A 12,449-nucleotide genomic window follows, 5' to 3' on the forward strand; every position below is an offset into this window, starting at 1 on the left:
GGGCCACTGGCCCCTCCAAGCCGGGGGAGCCGCTTAGCATTAGCGGTTTGAGCCGCTTTCTTTTGCCTACTTTTCTTTGCGGCGGCAAAGAAAAGTAGGTGCCCCCCCGCACAGGGGGAACGCTAATAGACCACTAACAAATCAAGGAAAGGCCAACACCAAAGACAAACAGACAACAAGCGCCGCGAAGGCAAAAAAAAAACTCAGCTCGACTTAACAACAACCGTACAAGTAATCCCAGCAGCAAGCACAACCCCCTCCGGCACAGAATCAATCTTCACCCTTACAGGCACCCGCTGTGCCAACCTGACCCAGTTAAAAGTCGGATTCACATCCGCCAGCAACTCGCGGCTTTCCGGATTATCCCGATCATAAATCCCTCGAGAGATGCTCTCGACGTGCCCCTGCAGGGTGCCACCACTCATCAGCCGAACTTCAGCCTTATCGCCGATGCGAACATGAGGAAGCTTAGTCTCCTCAAAATACCCATAAACCCAGAATGAGTGGCTATCGACAATCGCCAGCTTGGCCGACCCAGCAGTCGCATAGTCCCCGCGAAATACATTCAGGTTGGTGACATAGCCATCAACCGGCGAAACCACCCGAGTCCGTTCGAGATTCAATTTGGCCGCATCGAGCGCAGCCAGCGCTTGCTGATACGAAGCCTCGGCAGCAGAAGCCGTGTGCGTGGCATTCTCACGACTCTCCTTGGACACGACCAACGCATCCATATCCGCACGCCGTTGCGCATCGTCCCGCTTCATCTGCAACTCGGCCTTGCGAGCCGCAACCGCCGCCTGCGCCTGTTCGACAGCAATCGCATAGTGCGAGGGATCGATCTGCATCAACAGATCGCCTTTCTTCACCAATTGATTGTCCTTCACAGGCAAATCGACGACCGCGCCCGATACATCCGGCGCCACATTCACAATCTCAGCGCGCACGCGCCCATCGCGTGTCCAGGGCGCATCCATGTAATGAACCCACAACACGCGCCCAATCAAAATCGCGACGATAAAAATAATGGCTGTCGCGACGAAGCCCACAATATTTCGGATGGTCATGTTTCGGCTCTGATCAACGATAAACGGCGAGACCCAGCACGCCGCACACACACACGAGCAAGCTGGCCCGGAACAAGGACGGATGCCACACCACGCGATACAAGCCCGTATAGGCAATCACGCGGTCCAACACCCAGGTAAGCGCGGCGCCCGCGATGAACAGCAGCACGATGGCCGGCACGTAGGCGTCGAAAACGGCGATGTCACGTGGCATGACGAACTCCTTCTGACGCGCCGGTTCGTCCGCTCATCAGCGGTTCAAGCGGTGATTGCGGATCGAGCAGCGCGGTACGAATGAAATGCAGTTGACTCAAAATACGTTGCAGTTGCTGCCGCTCTTCACGCGGTGGCGTGAAGGTGGCCAGCATCTGTTGAACCGCGGCGATCGCGTCGGCGGTCGCGGACAACGCCCGGTCGAAGTGGTCCGCACGCGGCCGCTCGAATAGCGTGGTCAGCGCATCGCGCATCGCGCGCAGCGAGACGCGCCACGGCATCGACTTCGCGTAGCGTGCGTCGGCGGGCAGGGCGGCCACTTCGCGGCGCAGGTCGATCACTGCGTTGCCCACTTCGAGTACCGAGAAGAGCCAGCGCAAGGTGTCGCGTTTGAGCTCGGGCTCGTTCTGCGCGAGCGCGTTGATCTGGAACATCAGATCGCGCGCGCCGCTCTCGAAGCGCGAACGCACCCGTCTCATGCCGGCACGGCTCGCCAGCGCCACCTGGCGGCGCAGGTCGATCAGCAGGCGGTTGCGCAGCCAGGGCGTCGACGGCGGCAGCAATACGGCAAAGGCAATCGACGACACCAGCATCGACAGCACCAGCGCTATCGCATCGTTAAGGGTGCCGCTCGGATCGTAATGCATCACGTTGTCCGGGCCGGCGAGGAAGCAGAAGAAAATGCAGTAGCCGACGCCGTAGCCCGCTAGCGCCGGGCGCGTCGTCATGAATACACCGAGCAGCAGGAACGGCGTGAGCGCGGCGCACAGCAGCGGAAAACCGTCGATGTGCGGAAACACGCCGTACACGGCGATCATCCCCATCACCGCGGCGGCCAGCGTGCCGCCGGCCATCTGAAACGCGGTGCGTTTCGGATTCGGCGAAGACGACGCCAGCGCGCACACTGCCGCGGCGTTCAACGTCAAGGTCGAGCCGCTCGGCCACGCGGTCGCGATCCAGAACGCGCCGAGCACCATCATGACGAGGGCCGCGCGCACGCCGGCGACGCCCGCTGCCATTCCGTTCGTCTTCGGTTCGTAACGCTCGATCCAGCGCTCGCGTTCGTGCGTGTCGACGGCAAGCGACGCATACGTGGCCGCGTACGCGTGCAGATCGTCGATGAAGCGGTACAGCAGTTCGGCGGCTGTGTCGAAGTCGAGCAGCGGTGCGTCCGGCAGCGTTTCCAGTGCGGCGCGTGTCGCGCGCACCCGTTTGGGCAGTTCGGCTTTGTAGGCGTCGAGTTGCGCGGCGGCGTGGGCGGCATCCGCGGCGCTCAGCACGGGTTCGCCGGACTTCGCGAGCAGCGGGGCGATTTCCTTGAAGTACGGTTCCAGCGCTTCGATCGCGACGGTCGCGCCGCTCGTGTTCGTATCGCGCAGCCGGTTCATCAACTGATGCAGCGCGTGAAAGCGCGTCGACGCGGTCATGAACTCGCTGTTCAGGCGCGCAAGACGTCCACCGCGCATCCGCGAATCAGGACCTTCGAACACGGCGACACTACGCGCGGCTTCGAAACCGACGATGTCGGCGACAAAGCGCGCGTTGGTCGCTTCGATCTGCGCGCGGTCGTTGCGGCCGGCCAAAGAGGCCGAGACATACTCGACGAACGCCGAGAACCGTGCGCGCACGGTGCCGCGCATCTGCAAGCCGGCGAACTGCGGAAACACCAGCCCACTGACGGCGCCCGCGCAGACGATGCCGACCACCACTTCGGCCACCCGCGTGAGCGCGCTCAGAAACGCGCCGTCCGGATGCTGCGAAGCCGGAATGCCGATCAGCGCGGCGGTATAGCCGGCCAGCACGAAACCGTACGACTTGAAATTACGGTTGCGCGCGGCACCCGCGGTGCAGATGCCGACCCAGATCGCGGTCGAGATGATGAATAATTCCGGCTGCTGCGCGAACAGGCCGATCAACGCGAGCATCACGACGAGGCCGACCAGCGTGCCGCAAATCCGGTAGAAGCTCTTGGCGAACACCATCCCGCTTTGCGGCTGCATCACGATGAACACGGTGGTCATGGCGGTGCGCGGTTGCGGCAGGTCGAGTTTCATCGCGATGCCGAGCGCCAGAAAGCAGGCGGCAAGCGCCTTGAACAGATAGACCCACGTGAGACCGTCGGTACGCGCCCAGTCGGCGGCGGCTGCATACAACGCAGCGAACGACGCCGGGCGTGAAGCGGGAGAGGAGGCGGCTGACATGGTCGGCTTCCTTACTCAGCCGCGGCTGCGCGGGAGGTCGCGGCGGCGGTCGACCCTGCCGCTACCGCCTTGCCTTTCCCATGCGCCGGCAACGTCTCATTTGCCTGCGGGCCATTGGCCGGTTCGTCCAGACCGCCGCCCAAAGCCGTGACCAGCGACGCATGCGCGCCGAGGCGCTCGGCCTGAATCTTCGCGACACCTTCCTGCGCGCGCAACAACTGGCTTTGCGCGACCAGCACGTTCAGATAGTCGGTCAGACCGCGTCGATACCCTTCGCGCGACAGGTCGTAGTTCTTGCGAGCCGCCGCAACCGACCGGTCGGCGTCTTGCGCCTGGGTCGTGAGCGAACGGATCCGGATCACCTGATCGGCGATGTCCTTCAGTGCGCCGACGATCGACTGGTTATAGCGGTCGACCGCCTCGTCGTAACCTGCCGACGCCGCGCCGAGCTGCGAGCGCAAGCGCCCGCCCTCGAAGATCGGCAGCGACAGCGCCGGACCCGCGCTCCAGCTATGCGACGGGTTCTTCAGGAACTGGAACAGCGGGCCCATTGCCGCATACCCGCCGATCGACGCCAGCAGGTTGATGTCCGGATAGAAGTTGGCCTTGGCGACGTCGATGCCGCGCGCTTGCGCGGCCACCGTCCAGCGCGCGGCGACCACGTCCGGCCGATGGCCGATCAGGTCCGCGGGCACGGCGCTCGGCAGACCGGCGGGCGCGTTGTCGAGCGAGAGCGTCGGACGCTGGATCGCGTCACCCGCGCCCGGACCCTTGCCGGCCAGCGCGGCCAATTGATTGCGGCCGAGCGCGATCTTTTCCTCGATCGCATCGATCTGGCGTTCGTATTCCGGCATCGGTGTTTCGGCCTGGCTCACTTCGAGCTGCGTGCCGATGCCACCCTTCAGACGCCGGTTCGCCAGGTCGACGATCTGCTGCTGTTGCCGCAGCGTGGACCTGGCGATGTCGAGCAGCGCGTAGTTCATCGACATTTCGATGTACGTGCGCACCACATTGCCTTCCAGTTCGAGCTGGGCGGCGCGGAAGTCGGCCGCACTTGCGTGAGCGGCGTCGAGCGCGCGTTCGGCGGCGTTCTTGTCCTTGCCCCAGATATCGAGGTGATACGACAGACCCAGCGTGCCGGTGTTGTTCCACGACTGCTCGCCGGCCAGCGGGCCGGGGCCGTAATAGACGTTGTCGGCCCATTTCTGACGCTGGATCGACAGGCTGCCGTTTACTTGCGGCGACAACGCCGAACGGGCGACGCCCGCCATCGACACCGCTTCGCGTACGCGCGCCTGCGCCATGGCCAGCGTCGGATTGCCCGCCTGCGCGGCTTCAATCCACTCATTCAGCTGCGGATCGTTATAGGCGCGCCACCAGTCGGCGGCCGGCCATTGGGCGTCCGCGTTGGCAGCCCGGATGGCGTTGCCTGCGTCGAGCGACGAGGGCTCGATTCCGCGGTCTTGCGGCGCGATGCCTCCGGTACTGGCACAGCCGGCGATTGTTAATAGGATCGTAAAAACCGCGGCTGCGGCGATCCCTTTCGGTACCGGAGACTGCACGATTTCCTCCAAGAATGACTATAGAAGCTTGGTGGTCATTATATTTTTTGATTGATTGGGGAATAACCGGTAAGGATGCAAGGCATTTTTACGCGATATGAGACAATCGCCTTTGCGAATCGTGCAACAATCGGTTCGGATCAATTGCAACTATGTTGTATGGAAAAGTATGGATACGCTTCAAAACATGCGCGTATTTGTCCGCGTCGTCGAAGCGGGCAGCTTTACGGGTGCCGCGCAGCACCTGAACACGACCACGGCGTACGCGTCGCGTGCGGTTTCGGATCTGGAAGCGCATCTACGCACGCGGCTGCTGAACCGCACCACGCGCCGCATCGCGCTGACCGAGGCCGGCGAGCGCTATCTGCAACGCTGCGAACAGATTCTTGCGTACGTGGATCAGGCGGAAGCGGAGGCGAGCGACGCCCACGCGCGCCCGTCCGGCAAGCTCAAGGTTCACGCGATGACGAGCTTCGGCCAGCACTACGTGGTGCCTGCGGTCGGCCGCTATCAGAACCGCTATCCAGACGTGCACATCGAACTGACGCTCGCGCAGCGCATGCCCGATCTGCTCGACGAAGGCTTTGACGTGTCGCTGACGCTGGCAACCGGTTTGCCGGATTCGGGGCTGGTGTCGCAACGGCTGGGCAGCGCCTTCAGCATTGCGTGCGCGTCGCCGGCTTATCTGGAGCGCCACGGCGTGCCGCAAACACCCTCGGACCTCGTGCGCCACACCTGCCTGCAAATGGTCACACCGGTGTTTCCGAGCGACAAATGGATTTTCGACGGGCCGAATGGCGAGGAAACGATCACCCTGGGTCCGGCCACCTTCCAGGTGAATGTCGCCGAAGCGATGGCCGTCGCAGCGTGCAGCGGCATGGGCGTCGGGCTGATTCCGATCTACTCGGCAATCAGCGGGTTGCGTAGCGGCAAACTCGTGTGGCTGTTGCCGGAATACACGTCGCAGGAGATGAATCTGTACGCGTTGTATCCGTCCCGGCAGTATCTGGACGCAAAAATCCGCACCTGGGTCGAATTTTTGCGCGACGAACTGCCCGCCACGCTGGCCGTCGATCAGGAAGAATTGCGCCAGTTCGCGCGCAGCTGAAGCAGCGTCATGCGGGCGGTTGACCCTTGGTGACGATGCGAAGCAGGTACGACATGGCAGCCTGTTACACAAGTGCCGCGTCGCAACATTTCCTTACTTCTGCATCGCGGTCGATTTGCTAACGTGTCGTACATGCGCTGCGGCATTGAGCCGGACGCGTGAAATTCGCCGCCGTTCGGCAAATCGCAATAACTGGAAGGACGAGGGATTCATGGATACGCATCTGATGATCGGCGTGGCCGTCATGTTTGGATTGATCGGAATCGCCGGATCGCGCGATTTGTTGCGCCGCCTGCGCGAACAGCAGCCGCAACTGGTGCCGATCAGGGTGGAGCGCCCTGATTTGCAGGGACAACGGCGAGATCGTTGAACCTGGTCATGGCGCTCCGTTATTGAGCGCGGGGCTGTCAGGTCTCTGTTGTCAGCTTTAGTGCGATCCGCGGGTCTTCCGTGTGATCAATGCAGCGCTTCAATCAGACCCGGCTCGTCATTGAGCGTGCGGTCTACCTCAAGACTCACCCGGTGCCAGCGAAATCGGCCGGTCGGCACGCAGGCGCGGCGCGCGAGCTGCTCGAGTTCCTCGGGCTGTAGCGCCTGGTCCAGCCAGCGGCGCGCCGCATCGGGCGCTAATACCAGCGGGCGGCGGTCGTGTACGTCGATCAGGCCCGCATCCGCCGTGGCCGTCACGATCACCAATCCCATGCCTTCCGTTTGTGGCTCGGTGCCGCGCACGCTCGATAAGGCCGCGAGGTACATCGGTGCGTCGCTTTTCAGGTGCACGAAGTAGGGCTGGCGGACCGTTGTGTCGGCATCCGTTGTGTTATCTCCGCTTGATGTTGCGGGCGCCACTTCCCTGCGCCATTCGAACCAGCCGTCTGCTGGCACCAATACCCGTCCCATTTTCCACAGGTCTTTGAAGTAGCGCGTATGCGGCGCGGTTTCCGCGCGCGCGTTGATCGTCTGCGGCAGATGCTGCTCGCGTGCCCAATCCGGGCAATAGCCCCAGTGGATGCCATGGACCGATTGGTCGGGGTAAATCGCGAGCGGGTGAGTGCCGGGTGCGAGGTTGTAGCCGGGGCGGCGGTCGGCGGCGTCGAACAGCATCAGCGGATCGGCGAGGCCGAGGTGCTGGGCATAGAGATGCGGATCGCGGTACTGGCTGATTCGACCACACATGAGCGACCTCCGGAGATAACCGAGGGAACCGGCGCGACGGCTTCCGCTACGGAGCGCCCGGGTCACGCGTCGCTCGCCTGCCAGCCGACGACAACAGCGTAGTGCATGCCGCCCCGCCTCGCTACCGGGATCGCCCCGCGGACGCTAGATCTCGACGACCTTATCCCACGCGAACTGCGGATTCTCCGGCTGACGGGTGCGCCGGTCGAGATAGCCACGCGGATTGCAGACCACGCGCGTGCCGTTCACGATGTAATCGAAGTGCGTATGCGTATGGCCGTGAATCCACAGCGCGACGGGCGCGCGCACCAGTTCCGGCAAATGATTGACGAAACCGGCCGACACGCGGTCTTCCGCATAGCGCTCGGCCAGACTCAGCCGATGCGGCGCGTGGTGCGTGACGACGATCGTCTTGCCCTCGAACGGTTTGGCGAGCTCGCCTTCGAGCCACGCGCGTGCCTGCCGGTGCAGCGCGAGGGAATCGTCAGGGGTGAAGTCGCGCGGCGAGTCTTGAGTATCGTGCGGCCAGTTCATCTGGATCAGGCCGCGGAAGTCGAGCATCGCGCGGCGCGATGCATTGATGGACTCGGCGAGCGTTTCGGGGTCCGTGCCGTATAACGCGAAGTCGGTCCACAAGGTGGTGCCGAGTACACGCCAACGGCCTTGCGGATCGACCAGCGCGGCGTTGTTCAGCACATACACGTTGTCGACCTGGGCGGCCGCGTCGTACAGGGCCGCTTCGAGCGCGCCGAATTCGCCGTCGTAGTACTCGTGATTGCCGGGCACGTAGACCACCGGCACGGCGCCGTCGAAAGTCTGCGCGGCCCAACGCGGTCCGGCCGCGTGATTGTGAATGTCGCCGGCCAGCACGATCAGATCCGCCTGCGCATGCGGAATCAGCTCGGGTTCGTCGTTCTCCAGATGCAAATCGGACAGCACTCGAATCTTCACGACCACGACTCCTGCAATAGGCCTCGTACCGAAAGGTCGAGGCTTCAGACGTTAGCGTAGCACCTTGCCCGGATTCATCAGGTTCAGCGGATCAAGCGCGCGTTTGACGGCGCGCATCAACTGCACCTCGACGTTCTGCTTGTAATGCATCGCTTCGTCGATCTTCAACTGGCCGAGCCCGTGTTCCGCGCTGATGCTGCCGCGATGCCGATGCACGCTGTCGTACACGAGCTGGTTGATCGGGCTCTGGAAGGTCTTGAGGAATGCCTTGGCGTCGACGCCCTCGGGCGCCTGCACGTTGTAATGCAGATTGCCGTCGCCGAGATGGCCGAACGTGACCATGCGCGCGCCCGGCACCGCGTGGGCGATCGCCGCATCGGTTTCCTCGATGAAGTGGCCGATGCGCGAAATCGGCACTGCGATATCGTGCTTGATGTTCAGGCCTTCTTCAGCCTGGGCGAGCGGAATGTGCTCACGCAGATTCCAGAATGCCCGCGACTGCGTGAGGTTTTCCGCGACCACCGCGTCTTCGACCAGGCCTTCTTCGAGCGAGGTTTCCATCAGGCGCTCGAACAGTCCGCGCGCATGTTCCTCGCTCTCGCTGTCCGACAATTCGAGCAGCACCACTTGCGCGTGCGGCTGGGCGAACGGGTAGCGCATCTGCTCGAAATGCCGGCCGACCAGCCGCAGGCAGAAATCCGACATCAATTCGAAGCCGGTCAGAAGCGGCCCGGCGATGCGTTGCGTAAGCGACAGGAAATCGAGTGCGGCATGCGGCGAAGCCAGCGCGGCGAGCGCCGTGACGCGCGCGGCCGGCTGCGGATGCAGCTTGAGCACGGCTGCGGTGATGATGCCGAGCGTGCCTTCCGCGCCGATGAACAGATCGCGCAGGTCGTAGCCGGTGTTGTCCTTGCGCAGTCCGCGCAGGCCGTCCCACAGTTCGCCTTGCGGCGTGACCACTTCGAGCCCCAGGCATAGCTCGCGCGTGTTGCCGTAGCGCAGCACGCCGGTGCCCCCCGCGTTGGTGGCGAGATTGCCGCCGATCGTGCAGCTGCCTTCGGCGGCGAGGCTCAAGGGGAATAGACGACCGGCTTGTTCGGCATGCTTTTGCACTTCGGCGAGAATGACGCCGGCTTCGACGGTGATCGTGTTGTTGTGCGGATCGATGTCGCGCACGCGATTCAGACGGCGCAGGCTGATGACTGCTTGCTCGCCGCTGGCATCCGGTGTGGCGCCGCCGGCGAGGCCGGTGTTGCCGCCTTGCGGCACCAGCGCGATGCGATGCTCGACGGCAAGTTTGACGAGTGCCGCGACTTCGTCAGGCGTGGCCGGGCAGAGCACCGCGCAGGCCGCGCCGGTGTAGCGGCGGCGCCAGTCGCTGAGATAGGACGTGGTGTCGTGCGGGTCGGTCAGCACCTGGGCGGCGCCGATGGCATCGCGGCAGGCGGTGAGGAAAGCGGCGTGGGTCATGTTGGTCGGTCAGCGTGTTCGGGCGGAAATGTTAGGCCGGGCGCGTTGTTCTCACGAGGCGTTCGCCTTGGCCTGCTTTGCGGCTCGTTTTGCCGCGCGCTTGAAAGGCGCGACGTACGCCAGCGCGCAGACGAAAAAAACCACGGCGAGCGCGGTTTCCAGCCAGCCGAGACGGGCGCTCAAACCGTGGTCGCTCCACCCGCGGACGATGCCCTCGGCAAAATACAGCAGGATCAACATCGACGCCCACTGCAGCGTGTAAAGCCGGTGCCGCCAGACGCCGGGCAGCGCGAGCAGCAACGGCACGGCTTTTAGCACTAACGCCGAGCCGCCGGATCGCAACGGGGCGAGCCACCATTCCCACGCGACGGACAAGACGATCAGCGCGAGCAACGCGGCTGTGGCGCCGAGGGCAAACGCAGTTTTGTGCCGAACAGGCATGGCGGTTGTGGCCATGGACGCATTTGCCGCGACGTTTGCCGCCGACGTGCCGGTTGGTGGCGCGTTGTGGCCGCTCACGGTCTTTGGGGCATGCGGCTCGCTCACGGCCGCTCGCTCATGGACGCCGCCGTGCGCGCGACGCGTGCACCCAGCGCGATGGCGAGCGTTCGCTCGTCGGCGGAGATGCCTTGCTCGGCCGAGCCCGCGCGCGCGAAGTGCGACGCGCCGTATGGCGTGCCGCCGGTTTGCGTGGTGGAGAGCGCGCTCTCGGTGTACGGAATGCCGACGATCAGCATGCCGTGATGCAGAAGCGGCAGCATCATGGACAGCAAAGTGGACTCCTGGCCGCCGTGCAGACTGCCGGTGGATGTAAACACGCAGGCCGGCTTGCCGGACAGCGCACCCGAGAGCCACTGCGGCGTAGTGCCGTCGAGAAAGTATTTGAGCGACGCGGCCATGTTGCCGAAACGGGTGGGCGAACCGAGCGCGAGACCGGCGCATTCTTCGAGGTCGCGCAGTTCGACGTAAGGCGGGCCTTCAGCGGGAATATCCGGCTGGGTTGCTTCGCAGACAGTGGAAACCGCCGGCACGGTGCGCACGCGCGCCTGCGTGCCGGGGACGCTGTCGACGCCGTGCGCGATCGCCAGCGCAAGCTCGCGCGTGGCGCCGTGACGGCTGTAATAGAGCACGAGAATGTCTTTCATAGGCCTCATCGGTGAACGGGTATTATAGGGGCTGGGTCCGCTGCACAGGCCATCCATAGCCATTCGGCCAGGCCCCGCGCACGGTCCTGCAACACCGGTTCACGAAGCAAGGAGGTGGGGTTTGTTGTCCAGGGTGCGTTTCGATCTCGACACGCTCAAACGGCTCGCGCAGTTCGCCGCGAACCGAAGTAGCGAAGACCGTATTCCGCAGGTGGCCGGCAGTCTCACGTTCACGACCATGCTCGCGCTCGTGCCGCTCGCCACGGTGGCGTTTGCGCTGTTCACCGCGTTTCCGATTTTCAGTTCGTTTCAGATGTCGTTGCAGATCTTTCTTGCCGATCATCTGATGCCTGCGCAGCTCAACAGTCAGATTTTCAATTATCTGAATCAGTTTGCTTCGAAGGCCAAGGGCCTCACGACCATCGGCATGATCTTTCTGTTCGTCACCGCCGTGATGACGATGATGACCGTGGAGTCCGCCTTCAACGTGATCTGGCGGGTGCGCAAGGCGCGGCCGATCGCGCAGCGCATTCTGGTCTACTGGGCGATCATCACCCTCGGTCCGATTCTGATCGGCGTGAGCCTGTCGATTTCATCCTACCTGTTCACGCGGTCCATGGCGTTCGCGGGCGCTCAACATATTCCGCCGGTGATCGACTGGGCGCTTACCGGCGCCTCGCTGCCCTTGACAGCGCTCGCCTTCACGATGCTTTACGTGTTTTTGCCGAACTGCCGCGTGGAATGGCGTGACGCGGTGATCGGCGGGATTACGGCTGCGATCGCCTTCGAGCTCTCCAAACGCGGCTTCGGCTATTACGTGCGCCGCATTCCCACCTACACCGCGGTGTACGGGGCATTTGCCGCGGTCCCGCTGTTCCTGCTGTGGATGTACTTATGCTGGTTCATCGCGCTGGCCGGCGCGATGATCGCGTCGGCGTTGCCGGCGATCCGCATTGGCCAGTTTCATCGGCCGACTTTCGAGGGCAGCAATCTGTTCGACTCGCTCGAACTGCTCGCGCGGCTCTCGGAAGCGCGCGACGCCGGCAAGCGTGGCTACACGGTGCCCGAGCTCTCGCGGATGCTTCGCCGTGACATGGACACCACGATCAACCTGCTGCAAAAGCTCGAGGAGATCGAGTGGATCGCGCGCTTGCATGAAGACGGCATGCGTCCGCACTTCCTGCTGCTGGCGAATCCGGCGCAGATCACGGTTGAGCGCCTCTTCGACCTTTTCGTGATCGACCACGCGGAGCTCGAATATCAACTCGAACTGGACTCTACGCGTGTGGATGGCGGCGCGCTTCTGACGGCGCTCGAAAACGACAAGCTGAAAGTGACGCTCGCCGCGCTGCTGGCGGCGCGTGCTGCCGCGCGGGCAGCGCGCGCGCAGGAAAGCGAGCGGGGTACTGCTTCAATGCCGCATCAGGCAGCCTGAAAGCGCAGTGAGACTGGTGCGATACGAATGCCGTTTCAGGCCGCCTGATGCGCCAGGAAAACTGCCTCAACGCGAAGACGGAAATGACGGCGCAAAGCGGGGGCGAACCAACGCCAACGCGCCG

At 63.6% G+C, this 12,449-nt stretch carries 12 protein-coding genes; 3 read left to right on the top strand and 9 right to left on the bottom strand.

What is annotated here, in order from left to right; genetic code table 11:
* Positions 1–203 precede the first annotated feature (203 nt).
* Genes ACAX43_RS23990 through ACAX43_RS24005 form a run of 4 tightly spaced genes read right to left on the bottom strand, consistent with a single transcriptional unit; the run spans position 204 to position 5,040 of the window.
* Positions 204–1,064 (bottom strand): efflux RND transporter periplasmic adaptor subunit, encoded by an 861-nt coding sequence (locus ACAX43_RS23990; protein ID WP_370710902.1) that lies wholly within the window; start codon positions 1,062–1,064, stop codon positions 204–206.
* A 13-nt stretch (positions 1,065–1,077) separates the two neighbouring features.
* Positions 1,078–1,278 carry a DUF1656 domain-containing protein gene (locus ACAX43_RS23995; RefSeq protein WP_063496755.1) on the bottom strand — a complete coding sequence of 67 codons (201 nt, stop codon included), beginning with the start codon at positions 1,276–1,278 and terminating at the stop codon, positions 1,078–1,080.
* The gene (locus ACAX43_RS24000) at positions 1,268–3,478 is read right to left on the bottom strand and encodes an FUSC family protein (protein WP_370710903.1); all 2,211 of its coding nucleotides are present in this window, start codon (positions 3,476–3,478) and stop codon (positions 1,268–1,270) included. Before ACAX43_RS24000 ends, ACAX43_RS23995 begins: the two co-directional genes overlap by 11 nt.
* 11 nt (positions 3,479–3,489) lie before the next feature.
* Complete coding sequence (locus ACAX43_RS24005) at positions 3,490–5,040, bottom strand: efflux transporter outer membrane subunit (protein WP_370710904.1); 1,551 nt, start codon at positions 5,038–5,040, stop codon at positions 3,490–3,492.
* A 169-nt stretch (positions 5,041–5,209) separates the two neighbouring features.
* Between ACAX43_RS24005 and ACAX43_RS24010 the strand changes: the two genes are divergently transcribed.
* Together ACAX43_RS24010 and ACAX43_RS24015 are read left to right on the top strand one after the other, a co-directional pair.
* Positions 5,210–6,148, top strand: coding sequence for a LysR family transcriptional regulator (locus ACAX43_RS24010; protein WP_370710905.1), 939 nt, complete (start codon positions 5,210–5,212; stop codon positions 6,146–6,148).
* A 211-nt stretch (positions 6,149–6,359) separates the two neighbouring features.
* Positions 6,360–6,518 carry a hypothetical protein gene (locus tag ACAX43_RS24015; RefSeq protein WP_370710906.1) on the top strand — a complete coding sequence of 53 codons (159 nt, stop codon included), beginning with the start codon at positions 6,360–6,362 and terminating at the stop codon, positions 6,516–6,518.
* Positions 6,519–6,604: 86 nt separating this feature from the next.
* On the opposite strand, the gene ACAX43_RS24020 is transcribed toward ACAX43_RS24015, so the two are convergent.
* The 5 genes from ACAX43_RS24020 to wrbA form a co-directional block, all read right to left on the bottom strand.
* On the bottom strand, positions 6,605–7,324 hold the full coding sequence (locus tag ACAX43_RS24020; RefSeq protein WP_370710907.1) for an SOS response-associated peptidase: 720 nt from the start codon (positions 7,322–7,324) through the stop codon (positions 6,605–6,607).
* Positions 7,325–7,468: 144 nt separating this feature from the next.
* Positions 7,469–8,275, bottom strand: a complete 807-nt coding sequence (locus ACAX43_RS24025) for a metallophosphoesterase (protein WP_370710908.1) — start codon at positions 8,273–8,275, stop codon at positions 7,469–7,471.
* Positions 8,276–8,326: 51 nt separating this feature from the next.
* Positions 8,327–9,745, bottom strand: coding sequence for an FAD-binding oxidoreductase (locus ACAX43_RS24030; protein WP_370710909.1), 1,419 nt, complete (start codon positions 9,743–9,745; stop codon positions 8,327–8,329).
* Positions 9,746–9,796: 51 nt separating this feature from the next.
* Complete coding sequence (locus ACAX43_RS24035; RefSeq protein ID WP_370711129.1) at positions 9,797–10,201, bottom strand: DUF2069 domain-containing protein; 405 nt, start codon at positions 10,199–10,201, stop codon at positions 9,797–9,799.
* Between the two features lie 86 nt (positions 10,202–10,287).
* Positions 10,288–10,890 carry an NAD(P)H:quinone oxidoreductase gene (wrbA, locus tag ACAX43_RS24040; protein WP_370710910.1) on the bottom strand — a complete coding sequence of 201 codons (603 nt, stop codon included), beginning with the start codon at positions 10,888–10,890 and terminating at the stop codon, positions 10,288–10,290.
* Between the two features lie 121 nt (positions 10,891–11,011).
* On the opposite strand from wrbA, the gene ACAX43_RS24045 reads away from it, so the two are divergent.
* Positions 11,012–12,325, top strand: a complete 1,314-nt coding sequence (locus ACAX43_RS24045; RefSeq protein WP_370710911.1) for a YihY family inner membrane protein — start codon at positions 11,012–11,014, stop codon at positions 12,323–12,325.
* Positions 12,326–12,449 lie beyond the last annotated feature (124 nt).

The organism is Paraburkholderia sp. IW21, assembly GCF_041321145.1.
Taxonomy (GTDB): Bacteria; Pseudomonadota; Gammaproteobacteria; order Burkholderiales; family Burkholderiaceae; genus Paraburkholderia.